The sequence below is a fragment of the Parabacteroides caeci genome (genome assembly GCF_023656795.1).
GTDB lineage: Bacteria > Bacteroidota > Bacteroidia > Bacteroidales > Tannerellaceae > Parabacteroides > Parabacteroides segnis.
In genome coordinates this window covers 58,869-84,378 of the sequence record NZ_JAMOKT010000019.1, presented here as the reverse complement: position 1 = coordinate 84,378, position 25,510 = coordinate 58,869, and the positions used below count along the sequence as shown (strand labels likewise).

Annotated in this window: 13 protein-coding genes; 7 read left to right on the top strand and 6 right to left on the bottom strand. The window is 46.0% G+C overall.

Features of this window, described 5'->3' with window-relative positions; genetic code table 11:
* Positions 1-180 precede the first annotated feature (180 nt).
* From NBH15_RS11650 to NBH15_RS11625, 6 genes are all read left to right on the top strand, one after another.
* Entirely contained in the window at positions 181-1,695 is a 1,515-nt protein-coding gene (locus tag NBH15_RS11650; protein WP_128133817.1) for a glycoside hydrolase, read from the top strand.
* 27 nt (positions 1,696-1,722) lie between these two features.
* Positions 1,723-4,818, top strand: coding sequence for a SusC/RagA family TonB-linked outer membrane protein (locus NBH15_RS11645; RefSeq protein WP_244050307.1), 3,096 nt, complete (start codon positions 1,723-1,725; stop codon positions 4,816-4,818).
* Positions 4,819-4,840: 22 nt separating this feature from the next.
* Positions 4,841-6,484 carry a RagB/SusD family nutrient uptake outer membrane protein gene (locus tag NBH15_RS11640; protein WP_128133816.1) on the top strand — a complete coding sequence of 548 codons (1,644 nt, stop codon included), beginning with the start codon at positions 4,841-4,843 and terminating at the stop codon, positions 6,482-6,484.
* A gap of 108 nt (positions 6,485-6,592) precedes the next feature.
* Positions 6,593-8,410, top strand: coding sequence for an aryl-sulfate sulfotransferase (locus tag NBH15_RS11635; protein WP_244050308.1), 1,818 nt, complete (start codon positions 6,593-6,595; stop codon positions 8,408-8,410).
* Between the two features lie 121 nt (positions 8,411-8,531).
* The gene (locus NBH15_RS11630) at positions 8,532-8,987 is read left to right on the top strand and encodes an HU family DNA-binding protein (protein ID WP_244050309.1); all 456 of its coding nucleotides are present in this window, start codon (positions 8,532-8,534) and stop codon (positions 8,985-8,987) included.
* Positions 8,988-9,046: 59 nt separating this feature from the next.
* Positions 9,047-10,258, top strand: coding sequence for a glycoside hydrolase family 130 protein (locus NBH15_RS11625; protein WP_244050310.1), 1,212 nt, complete (start codon positions 9,047-9,049; stop codon positions 10,256-10,258).
* On the opposite strand, the gene NBH15_RS11620 is transcribed toward NBH15_RS11625, so the two are convergent.
* From NBH15_RS11620 to NBH15_RS11595, 6 genes are all read right to left on the bottom strand, one after another.
* Positions 10,255-11,280 carry a DUF4249 domain-containing protein gene (locus NBH15_RS11620; protein ID WP_250822715.1) on the bottom strand — a complete coding sequence of 342 codons (1,026 nt, stop codon included), beginning with the start codon at positions 11,278-11,280 and terminating at the stop codon, positions 10,255-10,257. The two genes, NBH15_RS11625 and NBH15_RS11620, sit on opposite strands and share 4 nt — an antisense overlap.
* An 11-nt stretch (positions 11,281-11,291) precedes the next feature.
* Positions 11,292-14,030, bottom strand: coding sequence for a TonB-dependent receptor domain-containing protein (locus NBH15_RS11615; protein ID WP_443146940.1), 2,739 nt, complete (start codon positions 14,028-14,030; stop codon positions 11,292-11,294).
* Positions 14,031-14,369: 339 nt separating this feature from the next.
* The gene (locus NBH15_RS11610) at positions 14,370-20,423 is read right to left on the bottom strand and encodes a helicase-like domain-containing protein (RefSeq protein WP_249388340.1); all 6,054 of its coding nucleotides are present in this window, start codon (positions 20,421-20,423) and stop codon (positions 14,370-14,372) included.
* Positions 20,410-20,856, bottom strand: coding sequence for a DUF1896 domain-containing protein (locus tag NBH15_RS11605; protein ID WP_221656164.1), 447 nt, complete (start codon positions 20,854-20,856; stop codon positions 20,410-20,412). Before NBH15_RS11605 ends, NBH15_RS11610 begins: the two co-directional genes overlap by 14 nt.
* Positions 20,857-21,022: 166 nt before the next feature.
* Positions 21,023-23,128: a type IA DNA topoisomerase gene (locus tag NBH15_RS11600; RefSeq protein WP_221656165.1), complete on the bottom strand. Its 2,106-nt coding sequence runs from the start codon at positions 23,126-23,128 to the stop codon at positions 21,023-21,025.
* 30 nt (positions 23,129-23,158) lie between these two features.
* Complete coding sequence (locus tag NBH15_RS11595) at positions 23,159-24,694, bottom strand: DUF3945 domain-containing protein (protein ID WP_221656166.1); 1,536 nt, start codon at positions 24,692-24,694, stop codon at positions 23,159-23,161.
* Between the two features lie 218 nt (positions 24,695-24,912).
* On the opposite strand from NBH15_RS11595, the gene NBH15_RS11590 reads away from it, so the two are divergent.
* Positions 24,913-25,305: a hypothetical protein gene (locus tag NBH15_RS11590; RefSeq protein WP_249388341.1), complete on the top strand. Its 393-nt coding sequence runs from the start codon at positions 24,913-24,915 to the stop codon at positions 25,303-25,305.
* The last annotated feature ends 205 nt before the right edge of the window (positions 25,306-25,510 follow it).

Genomic DNA, 25,510 nt, shown 5'->3' with positions numbered 1-25,510 from the left:
TTAATTTAATCTCTAAAAACACGTCTAGAAGTTAATTTATGTTTAAAACAATATCCTAAAATAGTTTCACTTTAATAAAATTGACAGAAACACGCAATAAATTTGACTGAATAAGACACTTCTCGGTATTCTCCATTTCCTACATTTGCAATCAAAGATTAACATTAATATCATTTAATTATGAAAACACATCGAAATCTAACCTTAGGATTGTTCGCCTGTCTTTTCCTGCTAGGATCTTGTACTGACAGCGAAATTGTAGACCAGAAAGCTGGTGGTTCCATTGCGACAAAAGCCGTTGCAAATACTGACGTAATACTTCACTGGGATAAAGAAGAACAAAACATTGATGGTTTCGGTGTGGCACAGGCCGGATGGGCTGATTATCTGTATGCACACCGAAAACGTGATACAGTATTAGACCTAATGTTCGGAAAAGATGGATTGCACCTGAATATCTTAAGAGGCGAAATCTATTCCCATTATTGGAAAAACGAAGGAGATACTTCTTTCCATTTGGATGAAGATATCGATATGCCGCTCGACGATCCATTCTTCGATATCGACTACAGCGCCGCCGGGAATGAAGCAGAAGAAGAAATAGCCCAACGCAAAGGCCAGTTATGGATCAACCAACGTGTCAAAGCGTTATATGACGTCGATAAATTCGTTTATTCAGTCTGGAGTCCGCCTGCCTATATGAAAAGTAACGGCAGTGATTCGGAAGGGTATTTAAAATCAGCTTACTATCAAAAATTTGCCGATTATCTGTCAGCTTTTTGTGATGCTTACAGTTCGGTAGGTTTGAAACCTTATGCCATATCACCAGCCAATGAACCGGAATATGCAGCTCCCTGGAGTTCTTGCCTCTGGTTACCGGGAACAACGACCCTAGGGCGATTCATTGTTAACAACATGGGACCGACGTTTGCCACCAATCACCCGGATGTGAAGATTATCTTCGGTGAAAATGCACAATGGACAGGTATTTTAGGTTTTATCATGGGTAGTAAAAACTATGTACGCGATATTTTAAATGTCAATACCCGCATTACCAATTACCCGATCATCGCAGCCGGGCACGGTTATGTGGACCCAGTAACGAAAAAAGATCCGGGTATCGAACCGTTTACGAAGGCTGAATCAAAAAATATACCGGTATGGTTAACTGAAATCAGCGATCCGAACGACTCATACACAACTTCCATAGATGACGGGCTAAACTGGGCAGTCAAATTCCACCGTTACCTTTGTGAAGCCAATGTTAGTTCAATTATCTGGTGGGCAGGAGCCTTACCCGACAATGGTACTAATGAAGGGTTGATTTATATTAACAAAGAAAACCGTACTGATTACGAAATCGGTAAACGTTATGAAACATTCGGAAACTTTACACGCTATATTCCTGTAGGTAGTACCCGCATCTCAGCCGAATACAACTCCGACCAAGGCTATATGGTATCCGGTTATAAAAAAGGCAATGACTTTACGATTGTAGCCATCAATACCAACGACACAGAAACGACTATCGACCTGGCGTTAGACAACAACCAAACAGCTAGCCCGCTTGCCGGTTACCTGACTGATGCCACCCACAAATGGGAAGTTCAGGAGACTATCCAACCGGTAGGTAATACGTATGTGATAACTCTTCCTGCAAAGAGCGTTGTAACATTTACAGGAAACGTTGAATAACTTTAAAATCATTTAAATATTAATTTTATGAACAAAAAACTAGCTTTTTCTCTATTACTAGGAGCCTTTGCAGTATCCAGTTGGGCACAGCAGGCAGTTACCGTGAAAGGTACGGTAAAAGACTCGGAGAACAACCCAGTCATCGGAGCAACAGTTGTTGTAAAAGGAACCACAATAGGTACAACAACTGACATTGATGGGAATTACACCATCAATGTCAACCCAGGACAGGTCCTGGAATTTTCGTATGTAGGTATGCAACAATCATCTGTCACTGTTGGCAACAAAAACGTAATTGATATCACAATGGCCGATGGTGAATTATTAGATGAAGTTGTAGTAATCGGTTACGGTACTGTAAAGAAAAGTCACTTGACTGGAGCCGTTTCTTCCGTTTCCGGAAAAGAATTGCAGGCTAATGTTGCACGAACTACAGCTTCTGCCCTACAAGGACGTGTACCGGGTGTTACCGTATCAGCCAACACCGGACAACCAGGTTCAGGTATGACCATCAATATCCGTGGTATAAGCTCCTTGCAATCAACTACTCCGTTATATGTTATTGACGGCGTGTACGGTGATATAAATATGGTAGATCCATCAGACATTCAATCCATTGAAGTATTGAAAGATGCTTCTGCTGCCGCCATTTATGGATCGCGTGCTGCCAACGGTGTTGTTCTGATTACTACTAAAGGCGGACGAAAAGACATGCCGACTACAGTAACAGTAGACGCTTACACTGGTATCCAGATGGTTGCAAAAAAATATGATGTAATGGACGGTAATCAATATCGCGACTTCGCCAAGATCTACAACATCAATCAAGGTGTTGCAGAACTGACTGGCTGGCAAGGTAAAGGTACCGACTGGCAAGACGAATTATTCGAACAAGCCAATGTCAGCAAAGTGAACTTAAATGTAACAGGAGGTAGCAAAACTGCCACATTCAACGTATCCGGCAGTTATCTGAAACAAGACGGTATTGTAAAAACAACGGGATACGAAGCCTGGAACTTACGTACAAAGAACACATTTTCTCTCTTCAACAACCATGTCCGCATAGGAAACACTTTCTTAATGAAATTCGCAAAAAAAGATTTCGATGATATTTCTTTCAGCGAATTATTAAATATCGTCCCTCAACAGAATGTATATGACGAGAACAACTCTGTCGGTCATTGGGGTACAACTCCGAGTTGGGCAAAAGCCGGTGGAAACCCTGTCGGTTGGGCAGAAGCACACGACCGGCAAAAACATTCCATCGACTTAATGTTGAACGGCTGGGCAGAAGTGGATCTGTACCTTGAAGGATTAAAATACAAATTCAATGTCGGCCTGAACAAATATACCAATCGTAATTATACGTATATCGCACCTTACTATTTCAGTTCTGCCGGACAGAACCTAAAAACGCAATTGGACGAAAGTACCGGTTGGCAAAACGAATGGTTGATTGAAAATACCATCAACTATGACAAGGTATTCGGTAAACATACCATCAATGCAGTTGTAGGTTACTCTGCACAACAAAACGAATGGAGAGGTTTCGGTGCCGGACGTGACAATTTGCCGGAAGGCTTGTACGTGATTGATACCGGTGACTCTTCCACATCCACAACCAGTGGATCCACTTGGCGCGAATCAATGGTTTCCATGTTCGCCCGTGCTATGTATTCGTATGACGATCGCTATATGGCCAGTTTGTCTATTCGTCGCGACGGTTCTTCCAAATTTAATGACGGACACAAATGGGGTAATTTCCCTTCCGGTTCTATAGGTTGGAATATCATGAATGAAGATTTCTTTGAAGATTTGAAAGAAACATTCAATGAAGTGAAACTACGTGGTAGCTATGGTGTATTGGGTAACTTGAATGGTATTGGACGCTACGCAATGCAATCAGCACCTTACCAAGGTTTGAACGGTGTATTTGGAAGCCAATGGCAAAACAACGGAGCCATCACTGGATACGAATGGGCAACACCGGGTGTTACAACCTGGGAAAAAAATAAAACATTGGATATCGGTCTTGACTTAGGTTTGTGGAATAACAAATTGACAGTTAGTGCGGACTACTTTATCCAAAAAACAGAAGACATGTTATTAGCTATTCCGCAACCGGGTAGCTTCGGATTAGCAGGAACTCCAGTGTCTAACGCTGGTAACGTAGAAAACAAAGGCTTTGAAATCGCAATCAATCACCGTAACACAATTGGAGAAGTTTACTATCATGTTGGCGTGAACGCTTCTTTCTTGAGTAATGAATTAACTAAAGTAAATTCAACTGCTGATGAATGGACAGGTTATGACCCACACGGTGGAGGTGCTGTTACATACGCCAAAACCGGATATCCTATCGGAGGTTTTTGGGTAATCAAGTCAAAAGGTATTTTCCAGAATCAAGGAGAAATTGATGCGGTAAACAAAGCAAACGGTTATACAGATGGTGAAGGCGTTTATCACGGTGTACAGGAAAAAGCACAACCCGGTGACTTGATTTTTGAAGATGCAAACGGCGATGGTAAAATCGACGTGGAAGATAAACAATATGCCGGTAGTGCATTACCTAAAGTCACTTTAGGATTGAATCTCGGTTTCGCATGGAAAGGTATCGACCTGAACATGTTCTTCGATGGTCAGTTCGGACATAAGATTTACAATGCGCTACCTTATTATAATATCAAAAAAGAAGGAGTTGGAAACTACTTGACCACATTTATGGACTCATGGCGTCCGGATAACACAAATACAACGATTCCTCGTTTTATTGGAGCCAGCGATGATCCGACTTCTATAACAGACAATAACGGTACGAATTGGGCTTATACAGACCGTTGGCTAGAAAACGGCGACTTCTTCCGCCTAAAAACATTAGAATTGGGATACACATTACCGAAAGCTTGGGTTACAAAAGCAATGTTGGAAAATGTACGTATTTATACAGCCATGGAAAACTTATTTACAATAACAGGGTATTCTGGTTATACACCTGATTTGGGAGTCAATACCGGTGACGGTGCAACAGGATCGGGTACAGACAATGTCATGAGTCGTGGTTGCGACGACGGTCGTTATCCTTCTGCCCGTACAATCAGTTTCGGTTTACAAGTAACATTCTAATTGATTTTAAAGAGATAGAAATATGAAAACAAATTTAAAGAAATATATCGCTGCCTTGGCTTTTTTTCCACTTCTGTTCGCATCATGTAGCGATAGTTTCCTGGATCAAGGAAATAACCCCAATAAAGAAACAGAAGGTACATGGTGGAATAATGCTGCTAATGTAGAACGCGCATTAGTTGCCGTTTATAATCCGATACGTGACCATATGTATGGTTATTATGGTGTATTCTGTGGCATATGGAATCATTCCATGCGTGCAGACGATTTATACCCGACTCGCGGAGAAGAAGCTTTCGCATGGGAAGTTTTGTCGTTTACCAATACTCCGGAAAGTGGTTATGCCAGTAACCTGTGGGAAAACCTTTATAAAAGTATACAGTACGCCAACAGTTTTCTGTTTTACGCCCCAAACTCTCCAGCAGATCCGAATAAATTGAAAGAGTGGATGGCAGAAGCACACTTTATGCGCGGTTTCAATTACTTCCTGCTCCAGCAAAACTATCGCGAAGCCGTTTTACGCACTTTGCCGGAAAAAGAAGCACCGGAGCATATTCCCTATTCTTCCCAGGAAGATCTCTTAAAACAATGTGAAGAAGATTTCAAAGCCGCTGCTGCTGCACTGCCCGACACACGTCCGGCAGAAGAAAACGGACGGGTTACCAAAGGTGCAGCTCTGGCAATGTTAGGAAAAACATATCTCTGGCAAAAAAGATATGATGAAGCAAAAAAGCAACTAGCCGATGTCATTAATGGTCCCTACGGTTATGATTTGGTGGAATACGAAAATAATTTCCGAGATGATACTGAATTTAATAAAGAATCCATTTTTGAAATTAATTATGAATTCGTTCCTGGTACAAGTGATGACTTGTGGGGAAATCAAAACGGAACAAATGCTTCCATGGGCAATAATATGGCCAATTTCTTCGGTCCGGAATTTAGAAAAGGGGGATGGTACAAAATGCAGCCTTCCGCTCACCTGATAGATGAATATATCGTAGAAGAACGTCCAGCAGGTTCAGACAGTCGTTGGGACAAACGTTTATACACAACCTGTTACTTCAATTATGAAGATTACAATGACGTAAAGAAAAACGAAATATTTTATGGAGATGCTGATTTTGAAGAAATGTGGGAAGGTTGTTTAAATAAAAAATTAAAACCTATGCCTGCGTTCCCGACGATTAACGGAAAGCCCGGACGTTTCTTATTCAAAAAATGGACATCATGGTGGGTAGAAGCCGGAGCATCCATGTATGCCGGTAATGATGCCCGTAAAAATAACCTTCGTGTCATGCGTTTTGCCGAAGTATTATTCCTGCATGCTGAAGCTTGCCTGCAAACCGGTGATATAGCTGGTGCTATGGCAGATATCAACCGCATCCGCATCCGTGCCGGACTTGCTGAAAAACAAATAAGTGACAGCAATGCTGCCTGGAAAGAACTCCGTCATCAGAAACTGTTGGAATTCTGTGGAGAAAACATCCGTTGGTACGACTTGATCCGCTGGTATGACGCCGCTGAACTAAAAGCATACCTGATGGATACCAAAGATCCGACACAGAATATCACTGCTTTCGAAGCTAAACACATGTATCTGCCGATCCCTCAAAGCGAAGTGGATGCCAACCATGCTTTGGAACAGAAAGAAGATTGGAGATAGTTCCTATTAGATATTAGTCTTACATGTACAGCCGGGGCAATCCCGCCCCGGTTGTTTTTATCCGGCAAAATAATAATGTTATAAATACTTACAGTTGAATCGATGATCATGAAAACAAATATTACATACATATTCTTTTTTATTTTATTCTCTTTTACCGCTTGCAGTGAAGATCAGGAGGAAACTGTGTGGATCTCCCCTAAAGAATGTACCACTATCAAACAATTAATAGAAAACAACTCCTTTTTGAAAGAAATCACGAAGAACAAAGAAGATTACACCTTATCATTTGAAACACAAACAGTAACTTTAAACCAAAAAGATATCAAGGACATAGATATCAATAAAGATAACTGGAACACAACCATCACGTTCCCAGATAATTCGACATTGGAGATTCCGACTGTCGGCACATCTATCGACCAATTTATCAGCTATATAAACATCAATCCTTCCCAATACAATCCACTGGCAGCAGAGGTTCGTCTGAATCTTCCAGCCGGAGGGGGGGTTAAGACAATTGTATACACAAAAAAAGGATATCAAACACCTGATATAGAGCATCAGAATTCTTTTACTTCTCAAAATATTCAATTCATAACGATATTGGGGTTATACGAAAATTATACCAACAAGGTAGAATTTATTTATACAGACCGCAACGGAAAAGAACGTGGACGTACCACCATAGAAATTCCGATTAAAGCATTGACTATGGACAATCTCCCCCTTTTTCATGTGGTAAAAGTATTACCTAACAGAATGGAACCAGGCTTGAATTTGGTAAATAGTCCTGGACATGACGAAGACGATACTTCACGCCCCTATATGGTAGACATGGATGGGGAAATCCGTTGGTTACTTGATTGGCGTGAATCAAAAGAGTTGTTACATATCGGTGCCCAATGTGGCCTACATAGAATGAAAAACGGTAATTTCATCACTGGAGATGCTAACTTCCATCGGCTTGTCGAATTGGATTTATTAGGAAATGTTATTAATATATGGGATCTGAAAGCATGGGGATATAACTTTCACCATGAAGTATTCGAAGATAAAAACGGGAATATTATAGCTACAGTAACTAATAACAATGCAAAACTTCCTGATAATAAAACCTCCCGCATTTTTGACCATGCAATAGAAATTAATCCTGAAACATCTACAATCACTAAAGTTTGGGATTTTACATCCTTTTTAGACCAGACCCGGATATTAAGTGTAGATAAAGATTTACCGCTTTATGCTTACTTTGGCCAAAATGAAGCAAACTGGTTACATAATAACGGCCTTACGGAAATAGGTGATGACTTATTAGCTACAGGACGTTGGCAAGGCGTGTTCAAATATACCCGTGAAGGTCAATTAAAATGGATCATTGCACCACATAATGACTGGAAGGATTCGTATAAACAGTATTTACTCACTCCTTTAGACAAAAACAATCAACCTATCACAGATCTGGATGTATTGAACGGGAAAAAATCTCATCCAGATTTCGAATGGTGTTGGGGAGTACATTGTCCGGTAGCAATGCCTAATGGACATATTCTGGCTTTTGATAACGGATATTGCCGTAACTATGTACCCCAATTGACTAATGCATCCGGTCAATATAGCCGTATCGTTGAATACGAAATTAATGAAAAGAATAAAACAATACGTCAAGTATATCAATATGGAAGAGAACGTACAGATTGTTTTGCTTTTGCTATATCCGGTGTACAGTATCTGCCTAAAACAGATAACAGATTATTCTGTCCAGGGCAAAACAATCAATTAAGTGATGGAACAACAGGAGGGCGAATTATTGAAATAGATCCTCGGACAGGAGAAGTCGTATTCGAATTAGAAGTAAATACGAATACATGCGCCAGTGCTTTCCACCGTGCCAACCGCATCTCCCTTTATCCCGAAGGTCTTTAAAACATTATTCCGAACAGCCATTCTCAATACGGCGTATTGAGGACGTCAATATGACGTATTGAGCGCGTCAATACGCCGTATCGAGAAATTAACATATTTATTAATAAAAAAACAAAAAGCTATGCCATTCTACAAGAAAGCGTACAACTCAAAGCAGAAAGTGTATTACCCTCGCGCCATCGTGCAAGGTAAACCGGTAGAAACAGAAACAATCGCCAAAGATTTGGCTAAGATTTCTACAGTAAGTAACTCGGACGTTCAGGCCGTGTTAGGTGACATCGCAGGCGTAATGCACACCCGTATGTCGCAAGGCAAGAGCGTACATATTAAAGGATTAGGATATTTCCGTTACGTACTCGACACGACTGGCGTAAAAGATTTGAAGGATTTCAACTTCACCAAACAGGTAAAAGCCGTCCACGTTGAATTTATTCCGGAACGTACGAAAATGGCAGGCGGTAATTACAGTCGTGCCCTGGTGGACAGCGACGACCTGGAATGGATCGAACTTTCACCCGAAACGGAAGATACGACTCCCGGCGATGGTGGCGAAGGCGACCGTCCTGAGATCGAATAGAACAGAACACTTTGCCGCATACCGGTAAATTACATAGATAAATAAAGAACAATACGATAATGGAAATCAATTTCTCAGATACGATCGAAAAGTTGCAGATACAGCATGAAATGCTTCTATCTGCAGAGAATGTCCCTCTGGATGCTCCCCGCAGCATTGCTACACGTTATAAGAACCCTGTCGTAACAGCATCGCATGTGCCACTCGAATGGCGTTACGACCTGAATCCGGAAACCAACCCGTATTGCCTGGAACGCATCGGGGTGAATGCCTGTATGAATGCAGGTGCCATCAAATGGAACGGTAAATACCTGCTGATGGTACGCGTAGAGGGATTCGACCGAAAATCGTTTTTCGCCATTGCCGAGAGTCCGAACGGCATAGATAATTTTCGGTTTTGGGAACGTCCGGTCAATCTTCCAGATATCGATCCGGAAGAAACCAACGTGTATGATATGCGCCTGACGGCACATGAAGACGGGTGGATATACGGTATCTTTTGCAGCGAACGGCATGACCGGGCAGCTGCTCCGGGTGATCTGTCTTCGGCTGTGGCCAAAGCCGGGATTGTCCGTACCAAAAATTTGATCGACTGGGAAAGGTTACCCGATCTGATATCGAAAAGCCAGCAACGCAATGTTGTGCTGCATCCGGAATTCGTGGATGGGAAATATGCATTATATACCCGTCCGCAGGATGGTTTTATCGATGCCGGTAGCGGTGGCGGCATAGGCTGGAGCCTGATCGATGATATAACAAACGCGTCTATTCTCTCTGAACAAATTATAGACAAACGCCACTATCATACAATCAAAGAGGTCAAGAATGGGGAGGGACCACATCCTATCAAGACTCCGGCGGGCTGGTTACATCTGGCCCACGGAGTCAGGGGATGTGCTGCCGGATTGCGCTACGTACTTTATCTGTATATGACATCGCTGGAAGATCCGACCAAAGTCATCGCACAGCCCGGAGGCTACTTTCTCGCTCCGTGTGGCGGAGAACGAATCGGGGATGTTTCCAACGTCTTGTTCTCCAACGGATGGATTGCCGACGAAGATGGGAAGGTATTCATTTATTATGCATCCAGTGATACAAGGATGCATGTTGCGGTTTCAACAATAGAGGTACTAGTCGATTATTGTATGAATACCCCGCCCGACGGCCTCCGGTCTGCCGCTTCTGTAGCAAAGATCAACGAGTTGATTGACAAGAACAAACAATACAAGGTGATGTGTCAAAAGTTGAAATTAAAGAACGCTGATCTCTAATCGTTATCCGGCAAAACTTTATTGGGAATAGCAACAGTGAGACTATCCACACAAGCTGTTCCCAATATGCCTACTCCTCCCTCGATATTATTGAATACACGAACCGGTTCGGCAAGACCAATATCCGCAAGGTCGTTATTCAATGATCCGTCATTCAGAGAAGTCAGAGCTGTCATATATTTGTAGTAAGATTCGGATATAGCATATAGATAAACTCTTATTGAATCCGGCATCCTATCAGGGTTTGTGGAGTCGGACCAGTAACCATAATAACCACGATCCAACTTCATCGTATATTCCTTTCCATTAAACAATTCATCCGAGAAAGGACGTCCTCGTCCACCCGATAACCAATCATTTCCCATCACTTTATCCAAAATAGAAATTGTATTTTCAAATACAGGTTCAGAGGCATAATCCACCGACTGTGAATGCCATTTATAAGTGCCTTGATAAACTTCCGGTTTCTCCCAATCTCCATCTTCATGCTCATACACCGGATACCCTCTGGAAAAAGAGATAAGATAACAGTTAACGGTTGCAGGATCATCTTTGAACGTTACTTTAAACCGTTCCTGAAAATAGTTATAATAAGAACCTTGGATATAATGATTTTCTGCTACAAAATTAAGTAATGTAGGGGGCGGCGGTACTATATCTTCCGCCATAACCGGCTTAAATCCATCCTTTTTCGCTTCAATACGTATTTTATCCCCAATAACCGGAACATAAGTTGCAACATAGTTGCCAAACGTATTATAGTTATTCGCATCAAGATTTAATGACAACTGTTCCACAAAACGTTCATTGACGTAAAGCTTAACATCTACACCATCCATAAGAATATTAGACTCTCCTTCCGTATAAAACCAAGTACGTGATAAAGATACAATTATCGGCTTATTTTGTGTAATGACACAGTTCAATACAAGCTTAGGATCCGGACGTAAATGCTCCAGATCAATCTCTTTCATACAGGAAGTAACTAATAAAAGAAGAGCTAAAAGAAATATATGTTTCATATGCATAATCATTAAAATTTATAGGTATAAGAAATAGAAGGAATAATAGGCATTATTCCAATAGTTTTAAAGACCGGTACATTCTTACCGTAAGGGCTGCCTGGATCAGGAATCGTCTTATCACTTTTATAAATCATAAAAGGATTCATGCGGGAATAGACATTATATATACTAACTGTCCAGATACCCATCCGCCCTTTCTTTTTAGGACGATATATTTTGATTCCTAAATCGAGTCGATGATAGGCTGGCAACTGATAATTATTTCGTCCTTCGTAATAATCGATTGACTCACCAGAATTAACCACATAATGGTTATCATTATTCGTTGGAGAACCTGTTCCATTTTCATAATAGTTTTCCAAAGATAATGTCACGTGATTTCCGGAAGCATACGACCAGGCAGCAGAAAGTTCAACTTTAGGAGATATCTTATGCATCACCACTATATTCAATTTATGCCGGTTATCAAAACGAGCCGGATAACGTGCTCCCTGATTCAGTTCATTAAACTGACGGTCGGACCAGGACAGGCCATAACCCACCCAACCCGTCGTACGACCGGTTTCCTTACGTACCATAAATTCTGCTCCATAAGAACGTCCCTCACCAGCAGTCAGTTTGTCTTCCCAATTGACAAAGGAAGGTGTAAAGGTATGTCCGTCACGATATTCCAACAGATTATCCAATGTTTTATAATATCCTTCAACAGAGAAATTATATTCTTTATTAAGATTGTAGTAGAAACCGGCAGAGACCTGGTCACTTATCAATGGTTTCAATCTTCGTGTAACCGGCATCCAGGCATCGGTCGGTAAACTGATAAAACTATTACTAATCAGATGAACATATTGATTCATTCGGGAATAAGAAGCTTTAAAACTCAGATTATCATCCAGCAACCAACGAAGAGATACCCGCGGTTCCAGTCCGGTATAAGTCTTTCCCTGTACATTGAAAAGACTAAAACGCAGACCGGCATTCAACCTTACGGCAGACGACAATGTCCAGTCATCCTCCGCATAGACTCCGGCTTCATGCCCCCACAACAAATCGTTTGCAAATTCTCGTCCTATCTCGACCGATGTTTCTTCATTCTTTTCATAAGCTACCGAACGATTGTATTCCGGATGAAAACGGTGTACCAGATAATCACCTCCAAAACGGATATGATGAGCAGATGCCGGCAGATAATCAAATGAAGTGCGCAACCCAAAATCCGTAATACCCGTATTTGTTTCATTCTCCCTGAACGAATCAGAATAATCCTCATCTCCTTCGTTTCCTACCACATCGTGTTCTGTATTCCTCAATCTGGAATGATAGCGGGTAAAAACACCTGACACTTTGCCAAACAAACGGTTATTAAACACATAAGTCCAACCGGCAGTAGCCATGATATTCCCCCAACGGAGGGATACATCGGAATCATAATTATAATTATTGTCACTATCTTGATCTGGGAAATCTGTACTTCCTCCTTTCAACACATCATTACCATTGTAAAGACTCAGATACATGCGGCTACGGTCGTTAAATATATGATTCACCTTCAGGTTCAGATCATGAAAAGCGTAACGGGCCCGCAGACGTGTTCCATCCTTCTTCGTTATCTTATTGGCGATAGCTACAGCCGGAGCTGAAAGTACATCCAGCCAGGTACGTCGCAAACCTATATTAAAAGAAGTACGGTCTTTTATGATAGGCCCTTCAAAATTTAGATTACCGGAAATCAAGCCAATTGAAGCACTACCGTGATATTCCTTCATATTACCTTCTTTTGTATGCACATCCACTACAGACGAAAGTCGTCCGCCATAACGCGAGGGGAAACCGGATTTGAAGAAATCCATACCGCTGATTGCTTCCGGGTTAAATGCCGAGAAGATACCACCGATATGATTGATCTGATAAACCGGGTTACCATCGATCAGGAATAAGTTTTCATCCACATTACCGCCACGGACATACATTCCTGCCGTTCCTTCCGTACCGGCCGACACGCCTGGCGTCAACTGCAAAGTCTTGATAATATCAGCCTCCCCAAACATTACGGGAGTAGAGCGGATCGTTTGCTGATTAATTTCCAACGCTCCCATCTGGGTACTTAGCACAGATTGCTTGTCATTACTTTGTCCAGTTATGACAACTTCCTGTAACGAAGCCGAAGGCTCCAGTTCGATAGTAAGCACTGTATCGCGCTCTAGTCCGTTAAGAATATGCTGATGACTGGTATAACCAATATAAGAAGAACGAATTGTAATATTCCCTGGTGGCAGTGTCAGGCTGAAAAAACCGAAATTATTGGAAGCTGTTCCCACACGGCTATGGGCTTCATAAACCGAGGCCCCGATCAGAGATTCGGCGGATCTTTTATCACGCACAAAACCACTGACCGTTACCTGCTTGGGTTTACGCTTCAGAACCACTACGTTTCCTGTCATCTTGTACACTACCGGAAGATTCGCGAACAAACGCGTCAGGCAATCCGTCAGTGCTTCATCATCCGCACGGAACGTAGTTTTCTGAAGTCCACTCAACAAAGATGATTCGTAGGAAAAGGTTATTCCGGTCTGCTTCTGGATTTCGTCCAGGATTTCCCGGACAGAGACCTTTTGCATGTTCAACGTAACCTTCCGTGTTTCATCCACTCTATTTGTCTGTGCCTGAAGGCCGGACAAACTAAAAATCATCATCATTACTACCAAGGTAACACGGGCAAATTGTTTTGCAGGGTATACTTTCTTCATCTTGTTATTTGTTGATATCTGTTTTTAAGACAGATTTTCAGGAAATACCCCTATCGGGCAAGACAAAAAAAATTAAACCTAGGAATATTCCCCTTTTTTTCGTATATTTGAGATAATCTGAGGAAAGGAAACTGATTATCAACAGTTTTAGAAGACTTCCGCATGTATTGGGCACTGGATAAGTAGATGTAAAGTGCTTAGATACACTTCGTTTTACATGCTTTCAAATAACTCTACTCTTTTGCAAAGATACATAAGATTATGAAATAACCATACTTTTTTTAGGTTTTTGAGTGCCTGATTATAAAAAAGCCGTCGATGTATTCGACGGCTTTTCAGTTAGATTTTCATACTGCTTTTAGTGGGACGATCTGCATCAGAGGTAACACGGGGCACACTGCCTATAATGATTCTTCCACCCGAATTGTCCGCTATCTCCCGAAGCCGGGAAGGTATATAAGTTTGCCCGGTGGTTTGTGTCGGCTGGGGATTATCGGGCATCCGCTTTTCAGCCTTTTCAGGCTCATCTAAGGGCTGCCCTTCGCTTTCGCTAATCGGTTTAAGGGAAAGCTGTATCTTGCGGTCTAACTCCGTCAATTCGGCCCGCAAATCGGCCAGTTCGGGTTCTTTGCGCCAGGTACTTTCCACGACTTCTTTTAACAGCGGAATATCTTTGGAAAGTTGCTCATTCTCTTTTTGGAATTTCTCCAGCGTCGGTTCGATAGTGGCCAGCGCATTAATGAAATTCTGTGAGGCCAGTCGCGGATCGGCAGCCAGATTACCGTGATTATAATGATACAGGTAATTTCCTTCTCCCCGGAGATAAAAGCGGTTTTGTACCATATCCAAACCTTCTTTTTGAGTGGTTTCGCTTTTAACCAGAATATCGAAACCATAGAGGGTACCTACCTTGTCAAACTCCCCGGCAGTCCGGGCGGTTTCGGCGATATGGTTCAGGTGCTTGCCGATAAACTTTATATCGCCGCCCTGAACGCCATTGAGTTGGATCGGGTTCTTATAGGAGCCGTCTTCGTTCAACTGTACCTTACTATTGAAGTTATTCAGGTCACGTCCGATGCGTTCTATCAGGTCGCTGTTCTTATCAAAGGCTTTGGTTATCTCGTCCAGTTTGTAGCGGCTGGATGATTTACCCCGGACGAACGCCTGCCGTTCACTTTCCAGCGTGGTGATCCTTTTTTCCAGACGGGCTTTCTCCAGTAGTTCCGTATTGCCCGAAAGGATAGCCACGTATTCGGAGAAATTCATACCCGTTTTTTCATCTATCGCACCCTCGTCAATAGTACGGGAGCCCATATTGTTGGTTTTAAGCTGCCGGATAAACAGCTGTTTGTTATGGAGCAACCCGAATTTATAGGCGTCCAGCGATTTTTCGACGGCATACAGGACTACATCGACTTTATTATCGGCATAATACTTGGCAATCTCGTTGCCTGTGCGGATACCACGCCCATCGCGCTGCTCCAGGTCGCTGGGCCGCCACGGGCTGTCGAGGTGATGGATGGCAACGCATCGTTTCTGTGCGTTTACACCTGTTCCGAGCATTTCGGTAGAACCGAACATCACGCGGATTTTTCCGGCGTTCATATCGGCAATCATATTTTTCCGGGCGTTTTCGGTGGTCGCTTCCTGAATGAAGCGGACTTCGCCGGGTTTCAGTCCATGATCCTCCACCAGCTTGCGCTTCACTTCACTATATACATTCCATTCGCCGGGCTTATAGGTGCCCAGGTCGGAGAAAACGAACTGCGTGCCTTTGTGCTGGTCGAATTTTTTGTAATAACCGGCAACCAGGCGGGCGCAGTGGCTGGCCTTGTTATCGACATCGTCGCCGTAAAGAGCCGGGGAAATCATACGCATATCAAGCGACATTTTACGCGCGTAATCGGTGGCGATAAGCATTTTGGCTTTATCTTCCCGTTCGGTCAGGGGCAGACGGTGCAAAAGCGTGGCATCGCCCGTTTTTGCGAATTTCACCAGCCTGTCTATGAACTGAACCTGGTCGGGCGTGGGCGGAATATTATGCAGTATTTCGTTTTTCTCCGGGCGGTCGATACCAATATCGGCTGCGGTTCGGAAATCGGTTATTTCGGCATAAAATCCGGCCAGTTCCGGCACTTTGATAAAGTAGCGGAAGCGTTCTTTTTGTACAATCTCATTCGTTATTGAAAACTCATAATCTATGGTTTTCTTGGCGAATATGGCCGCCCAGGCATCGAAGGTTTTGATATTCTGCCTTTCGAGTTCTTTGGGACGGAGATACTTAAAGAGCAGGTACAATTCGGTGAGCGAATTGGAAATAGTCGTACCGGAAAGGTAGGTGGCTCCCAGGTCACGCCCGGTACGTTCCTGGATGGTACGGATGGCAAAGAGCATATTGAGTGCCCTTTGCGAACCTTCGGGATTACCCAGCCCCGCTACCCGGTCGTGGCGGGTATTGAATGTAAGGTTTTTGAATTTATGCGATTCATCGACATACAGGTGGTCGATGCCCATGTGCTTGAAATCGACCGCATCGTCCCTGCGTGTTTCGATGGAGTGCATTACCTTTTCCAGTTTGGCTTCCAGATTGAGCTTGCGTTTGATACACCCCTTCATCATAGCGCGGGAAACATGCTTGCCCTGTGCTTTGAGTAACTCCAGATTTTCCTCCACGCTGTCGAGTTCGGCTTGTAAAATCTCCTGTTGCAGTTCGGGGGATTGCGGAATCTTCCCGAATTGTTCATGTGTTAATATCACGGCATCCCAATCGTTGTTCTTTATCTCGCGAAAGATCCGCTCCCGGTTCTTGGGAGTAAAATCTTCCTTGCCGGGATAAAGGACACGGGCATTCGGATAAGCGGTGCAGAATGTGCGGGCTATTTCGTGGATATTGGCTTTCAGTCCGGTTATCATCGGCTTGTGAGCCAGTCCGAGCCGCTTTTTCTCCATTGCCCCGCAACACATGATTAGGGTTTTGCCACCGCCTACTTCATGGTCGCAGATGCCTCCACCTAATAATTTATCCATCCAGATGGCGTCCTTCTGACTTTGGTAGAGGTCGGATATTCCCAGCCCTTTGAGGTCGAGGCCGGGGAACGTCTGGTGCGAGCCGTCGTACTGCGGCCGCACGAAACAGTTAAAAGTACGGTTATAAAGGTCGGCAAGACGGTCTTTAAATTCGGGCGACTGCTCCCGGAGCCAGTCCGAAAAACCGTTGCGCATTTCGTCTATTTTGGAATTGGCCAGCTGTATGGCTTCCGGGTCGCGTACTTTGACTTCCTGCATTTTCCCATCGACCAGCATATTAACTTTTTTGGTAATATCGGGCGAGGTATTGTGCAGCGCGTGTTTCATCAGCGCTATGCCGTTGAATTTCCGGCTTTGGGAATCTACGGCATACTGGTTCTGTGTCTTTATGTTCAGTTTATCGGCCTTAACGTTATATTCGTCAATGTTGGGCGAAAAAGTGATCTGAACGTCCGTATCGAACAGCCAGGAGGCATACCTTTCATAAATGCCTTTGGGTATCCACCGCTCACCGAAATTGAAATCGAGGTCGTCAAAAGCAATGGGTTTCGGGGTGGCCTCCCGGAGTGCCCGCAGGGAAGCCTCCGCCTGAGCGTGTCCGGGATTGTCTTTCAGGAAACGCTCTACCCGGTCGGCTTTTTCAATGACGTTCCCGGCGATATACTTATCGGCAATTTCATAGCCGTCCATATCCGGGTTGTAATAGATGCTGCCGTGCAGTTCCTCCAGTATGGAATCCACCGTACCACCTGTCAGGGTAGCCATGTAAGGAAGATCAACGGAGGCGGATTTATTCAGGCTGGCTACAAGCGCTTCCCGTGCGTCGGCGGCCTGTGTAATCTCGTTGGGATTGAATGCTACCGGATGATGGAATATATCGGCTTTGTGAGCCACCCCGTCGATGTATCGTTCCAGTGAGAGGACTTCCTGACCGCGGGCATCCATTTTAATCAGGTCGAGGTTCTTCTTGTCGTTGAGTTTGCCGAAACGGTCTGTAAAATTATCGTACAGGCGGTTCAGCATTTCACGCAGGGCCGGATTGGCTTCGAGCCGTTCGGCTTCGTTTTGATACAGGTGATAGTAGGTATCCCGTATTTCAACGTAGATAGACGCTTTGGTTTCCTGTGTTTCGGATAGTTCCAGCGGGTGGAACATGGGCTGTAAACCGTCGATATTTTTCAGGTACCCGATTCGGTTGTGTTCGTCCGATACCAGCGACCCTTCGCGGTAATGCGCCTGTATTTCCGCTTTGAAAGGAACGGGTTTCAGGTATTCTTCCCGTTCGCGTTGTTCTTTTTCCTGTTGCTCCAGTTGTTCCCGCCGCCATTGCTGTTCAGCTTTCCGGGCATCTTCTACCGGATAGACCGGAGATGTAGTGCCGGATGCGAATTGTCCGGGCGACGGTTCCGCCTGCCGCTCCTTTTGCTCGCGCTCGCGCCGTGCGTTGAGCATGATTTCCTCGCGCCATTCGATTACGCGGTCTTCCTCCTGCTTCTTTTTCGGTTTGGCAGTCTTTTTACGTCGGCGCGGACGGCTTATCTGGCTGCGTTCCTCCTGGGAGAAACCGAACAGGTCGTATAATGTGATAAGCGGCTCCTGCTGCACATTCAGCGTCGGCTCTGCCACCCTTTGGGGTTTGGTAAGGATAGCAGGGTCATCCATATCAAAGAGGGTACCCCGGAACTCCCCTGCGGGAACGGTCGGTGCAGGCTCCATAGTCGCCTGTTGTTCAGGCTCTCCGGCAGGTTCGGCCATTCCGTAATCCTCCGGTTGCGGGGGGTATTCTTCCATTTGGCGCTGCTGCCGTTCCGCCGCCCATAGTCCGTAATCGGCCCAATCTTCGGCGGTCGGTTTATACTCCGTATTTTCGGCAGGCGTAATATCCTGCACCGGTTCCGTAGTCGCCAGCGGTGTCAGCTCACCGGTTTCCAAGTCCAAGTCGAATCCTTCGGCCTTCGCCTTACGAACGGCATCCTGGCCTTCGACCCATTCGTTAAACTTATGCCAATCTTCCGGCGTGGATTTCCAGTCGGGATTGAGGTAATCCGGACTGTCGTTTCCGGGTGGTCTTTGACTGCGGGAGGTGGAAACGTCGGCTTCCACTTTGTTTGAACCGCTGTCAATGTCCACCTGTTGGGTGCGCTCCGGTTTTATTTCCGGTGCAGCAACATTACGGACTTGCGATTGCTCTGCCACCTGCGGAGCAAAAGAGAGGTAGCGGTCCAGGTCGAGGTGTTTGGAAAAGTCCTCGGCCAGCATCCGGCGCAAGTCCTGTGCGATACCGTCCACGCCTCCGGCATGGGTAAACTCCATTGCCGGCTTTCCGTATGGATCAGTGCCGACCTTTGCGTCGGTATGAACGACGCGGTCGAGTTGCTGAAACAGGTTATTGACGGGAATACCGTTCGAGAGTTTGCGGGATTCTATAAAGTCTTGCTGCCGATGGGTAACGGCATATTCTCCCTGCGGTCTTTTCTGCAATACAATCAGGTCGCTGCCCACTTCTGTCCCGGCGTAATCGGTAAAAAGATTGTTGGGCAGGCGTACAGCGGAAACCACATTGCACCGCTGGGCCAGCCATTCCCTTACAGGGCGGTTCTGTTCTGAATTTAGGACGCCTTGCGAGGTGATAAAAGCGATAATACCGCCGTCGCGCACCGTATCGACGGATTTCATAAAGAAATAATTATGCAATGTCCGCGTACCCTGCCGCCGTACCGGGTCTGTGTGCGTGGAGAAAGCCGGGTCGAACAGCGCTACATCCCCGTATGGGATATTGCTGGCGATAACGTCATAATAGCCGTTATATTTACCTTCAATGCTCTCAAATCCCTGTGCCCTGACTGTAAATGTCGGGTTAAGATGTTTCAGGATAAGGGCTGTCAGGGGGTCTTTCTCGAAACAGGTTATCTCTGCTGACGGATTGGCCAGGTCGGCGTATTGCCCGAATATCCCGGTGCCAGCGCTCGGGTCGAGAAACCTGACCGGTTTTACCCCGCTTTCAAGCATCGCCGAAGTAAGCGCGTCCACGACTGCCGGAGGTGTGTAAAAAGCCGTCAGGACGGAGTTTTTTATCCCGTCCAGATACCTCTTGGCAATCTTCTCATCCGGCGACTCCTGCCGGATAACCTCATGCAGTTCTTTAACTAACGGGTATAAATCCTGATCGCCCTTCGGCCATTTATCGACGGGCACCTCCGAGGGTGGCGTATTTAATATGGCTTTGATACCTCCAAAACCGCTATATTCAGCCAGTATTTTCCGTTCCTGCGAAGTTTCCGCTTCAGCACTCCATTCGTAAGCAAAGGCGGTCTTTATCGCTTTTATATTCCGGCGAAGATGTTCCGCTTTATTAAACCTTGCCATCTTCCAGGAGTATTTGGACGATACCCGTCAGTTCGGTATATAAAAGACCGTATTCCGCAGTAGCGGCAAAATCATCCGACAGGTCGTACTTTGCCAGAATCTCCGTACATAATGGCAATAGCCGTAATGCGACGGCGGGAGCATCGTTTTCGGGTATTTCTGTGGAAAACTCATCCCACAGAATATTCCGCAGGGTATTGTAGGGTGAAAAGTGCAGGCCCCGGTAGAGTTCGGCACTCGCACGTTCTTCGGCTTCGATGTGGGTCAGTCCGCTTTTGACCGTATCGCTGTAAACCTCCGCCGCAAGGTCAGCCCTCCCGGCTATAAATGTATTGTCTGCCGCGAGGTCGGGGTGGTTATTGGTGAGATAGGATAAAAGGGATAAGCCGTAATAAGACAGGTCGCCCTGGGGCGTATGTTTTTTCTTTGTCATAACATTGGAATTTTTAGTGGTTGAAAATGACGGGAAGGGGAAAGCGAAAAGGCGCTCCGGGTATCCCTACCCAGAGCGCCGACCACTAAAAATTCTCCGTTATATCAAGTTGATCTTAAAAAAACAACCCGTACACAAAGAATTTTATAGTGGCAAAGATAACGATTTATTTTCGCTTACCGCCTTTCCCTGCTTTGCCCGGTTTATTCTTCGGGAAATCGAATACGGTCTTAAACTCCGGATCAAAGGTTACGGCGGCATCGAATGTGCCTCCGGCCGACTTCTGAAATCCTTTGATAAGTCCGGTTTTACCTTTGTTAAACAGGTCTGCCAGCTGCCCGTCGGAAAGTTCCTTGCGGGCCATGCTGCGGAATACGGTCAGGGCGCAATCAGGGTTCTGGCATTTGGCTACTTTGGGATAGAATACCACGGGCTGCCCGCAACGGGGGCAGGTTGCCCCAGCCCGGCGGCCGCCGCCTTCGATTTGAGCCGTCAGCAATTCAGAGGCGATTTGTGCGGTAAACACTTCTATTCCCTGATGAAAAGTAAAGGCGTCCATCTCTCCGGAGGCGATTTTCGACAAGGCGAGTTCCCAGCCGCCGGTCATGGCTACGTCGGCGATCTTCTTATCCTTTACTATTTCGTAAACGGCCAGTCCCTTATCGGTCGGTACGAGGGACTTCTTCTCCCTGCGGATGTATTCACGGGCAAAGAGGGTTTCGATAATGGCTGCGCGGGTAGCCGGGGTTCCGATACCGGATTCTTTCATGGCTTCGCGCTCGGCTTCGTCTTCCAGTTCCCGCCCTGCCGTCTCCATCGCTGCCAGCAGGCTGCTTTCGGTATGAACCGGGCGGGGTTTGGTCTGTTTTTCCAGCACGTCGCATCCTTTCACGGGCAGGATGTCGCCTTCGGCCAGGTCGGGCAGAATGGTTGTGTCTTCCTCTTTATCTTCTTCCTGGCTGCCGAATACTTTCTGCCAGCCCGCTGACAGGATCACGGAACCCCTTGCGGTAAAATCCATTCCGGTGCACGTCAGGCTGACAAATGTGTTCTCTTTACGGCAAGCGGGTGAAAAGGCTTCCAGCATACGACCGGCTATCATTTCGTAAATGGTACGCTGGTCGGCTGTCAGTTCCTTCGGAATGTTTTCTGTCGGCAGTATGGCGTGGTGGTCGGTAATCTTACTGTCGTCCACCGCACGGATATTCAGTATTTTCATATCCATTTCCCCGGCATAAGCCGAAAAGCGCCCGTAGGCTTTCAATCCGGCAATACGTTCCGGTATCTCGTCCATGATGTCCGCCGATATATACCGGGAGCCGGTACGGGGATAGGTAATCAGTTTGGCCTCGTAAAGCCCTTGTGCTATATTCAGGGTTTTATCCGCCGAAAAGCCGTGCTTGCTGTTAGCCTCCTTTTGAAGGGCTGTCAGGTCATACGGCAGGGGTGGCTGCTGGTTTACCTCCTTGCGTTCCACTTTGGCAACCTGTACCTGCCCTGCATCGGTTACAGCGGCAAAAGCCGTATCTGCGGCATCCCTGCGGTCGTATTTTTTTACCGACAGGGCGGCGAATACGGTAGCCTGTTTGGCGGTGTGGAGTTTCAGTTGGAAATAGGTCTGTGGGGTAAACGACCTATTTTCCAGATAACGGGCGCAAATAATCGCCAGCGTGGGTGTCTGCACCCGGCCGAGCGACCATACACCGTTTCCGGCGGCGATAGCCAGTGCTCGGGAGGCATTCAGGCCCACCAGCCAATCGGCTTTCGCCCGTGCGTCGGCGGCAAAATAGAGGTTGTCGTACTCCTTGCCCGGACGGAGGTTCTGCAATCCCTCGCGGATGGCACGGTCGGTCAGGCTACTGATCCACAATCGACGACACGGAGTTTTGCTCCCTACATAATTATATATATAGCGATGTATAAGTTCGCCTTCACGGCCGGCATCGGTGCCCACGATAATTTCATCGGCACGGCTGAACAGTTCCTGAATAGTTTTAAGTTGTTTCATCACGCCGGGATCGTCTTTATAGATTTTACCCTCGCGTACCTGACGGGGTTTTAGAATGAATTGCTGCGGGAGAATAGGCAGGTCTTCGGCTTTAAATCCCGTAAATCCGTATTCGTCGGGCATAGCCAACCCTACCAGGTGACCGAATGCCCAGGTGACGGCGTAGCCGTTACCGTCTATATAGCCGTCTTTGCGGCTGTTTGCTCCGACGATAGCGGCTATTTCACGCGCTACCGACGGTTTTTCAGCTATGATTACTTTCATTGTGATACTATTTAATGGATGAATACTGTGTTAAATCCGGACGCCTTTCTTGGCTTTCGGCGCGGACGGCTTTCTGGCAGGGGCGGCTTGCCGCTGCTTGTTCTCGTCCTGCTTTTTCTGCTGCCCTTCTGTGGGTTTCTGCTGGCCCTGTTTCAGCGGCTCTTTTACGTTTTTGGTCGACTCGTTGGTCTTACCCTCGGTATTGACGGCGTGCTGGGTCTTGCTCTCGTTAGCGGGTTTCACCTCCGCGCCCTGCTTTTTGGCATAGTCGGGGTTCCACCTGAAAAACTCCAGCTTCCCTTTCTCAAAATTGGGCTTTACCCACAGGTTGATGGGTTCGTCCTTGCCGTCCAGCATCATGCCTTTCACATAGGTGGCCCGGACATTTTTCTGTTTGGTGGGGTCGGCTTCGGCTTCTTTCCACTGATTGTATGCTTTGTCCGGCACCTCGGCTCCACCCAATAACTTGTGGATGAAACTTTGTCTTTGGGAATTGCCGGGAGCCTGTTTCTGCTCCTTCTTTTCCGACGCCACCTTCTCCCGCCGGATTTCTTTATTCGCCTGGGCATAGCGGTTGCGGTCGAGGCCCTCGTAGGAAAAATCGAAATTACGGTTGGAGGCATTGATCTGGATATAGGCATCGCGCTTATATCCGGCGCGGGTGGTCATCCCCTCCAGCAATATCTTTTTGCCGTGGTCGTACAGGTCGATCTGCTGGCCTTTGGAGAGTTCCACGCCTTTGATGTTTGTACGTTTTGGGAAATCGGCCACCCGCATTACTTCCAGCGTGTTGGTCATCTTGTCGAGTGTAACATAACACGGTTCCTTTTTGCCGGGGGTAATTTCCAGTTTAATGGTTTTACCCGCGTTGCCGGTCAGTTCGAGGTTGGTTTTGGTTTCGGAGTCGAGTTTCTTACCGTACAGGGGAGCATCGAAGTTGGGTTTTTCCTGCCAGTAGTGGGGCCTGACTTTAATAGAGCCATCCGGCTGTTCTTCCAGCGATACGCGCCCTTTGGTGGGTACCCGCACTCCGCCGGGTTCCATTTCGGGGTTCATATCTATCAGCCCGTTGGACTTGTGACCGTAGGACATAGCCCGCAGGTGCGGTTCCATATCTTCCCAGCGGATGCCCTTGCGCTCCATATCGGCCCGGTCGATTTTGTTTAAATCGAGAGGTTGGAAGGCTTGGGATTCCTCGCCCGCATCCTGTTTCTGTTGCTGTCCTTTCTGGAGTTCGGCAGCGGGATCGACGCGGTACTTTTCCAGTTCTTCGGGAGGAAAGTCCATTTTGATAAGTTTGCGGAGAACGCTCTCGGTCATAATGAAAATGTTGGATAATCCCGTATGGGCCGGATTATCGGCCTGCTCCAGCATCTTTTTGAAGAAGGCTTCGAGCACCGAATCCTGGGTGTTCACGTTCAGCAGGGAAGCGATGTTCGATTCGGTGGGGTCAATGGTCTGGATGTTCCCATCCTTGTCCACGTTGGTAACGGCTTTCAGTTTGCCGTCGCTTGCGTCTTTGACGAGCATTACTTTTTTCTCGTCTTTTTTCTTTTTTTCGTCCATATTGCGAATGATTTAAATGAGCGCCAACATCGGCGCACGGACGAAATTAGGCTTAATCAGCTGGCTGGTAAAGGGTTGAATGGCGTGCGGAAGTGTCAGGAAAATAACTGGCGACTTGTGGCTTTAAACTCCACTGCGGGAAAGAGAAAAACATCCGCTGTTTACTCCCTGAACTGAATTTATTCCCTAACTTTGGGAACAGATATAATGAAATAAATATGATCGAACAATTTTACGCCATCGGCCACCTGACGACGGAGCAGTTAAGGGAACTGTTTTCATCCAACCGTAACCGGGGTTGGGTAGATTATGAATATTACAAGCTGATGCCCGAGGGGGGTACTCCGCCGGAACTCACGGACGAGGAAATACTGTTTAATATGGACGCGGCCAATCCGCACAATTATTTTGTATTTATGTTGGGCATGGAAGACGAGCCGGACGGGATTATGATAGGCTTCGGGCTGACGGAATATCCGGCATTCGGGGCATACCTGCACCTGGATATGGAGTTGCTGGACGAGATAGTGAAGAAATATAAACTGGAAGAAACCGGTACGGAAACAGACCGACTTTTATTTACAGGGGGCGCGGACAGCCTGCCGAACTGATTATACCTCTTGGGGAATAGGTTGTATAAGGCAATAGGCGCCCAATGAGCGCCTATACTTTAATTCCTCCCTCCTTAAATCGTTGGAGGGCCATGCCCTGCCATACCTCACCGCGCCAGACCTTGCCGTGTTCGGCCTTGCCCTGCCACACCTAACCATGCTTTGCCCTAACCCTAACGGGATAATTCTGCGTGATGGATAGATC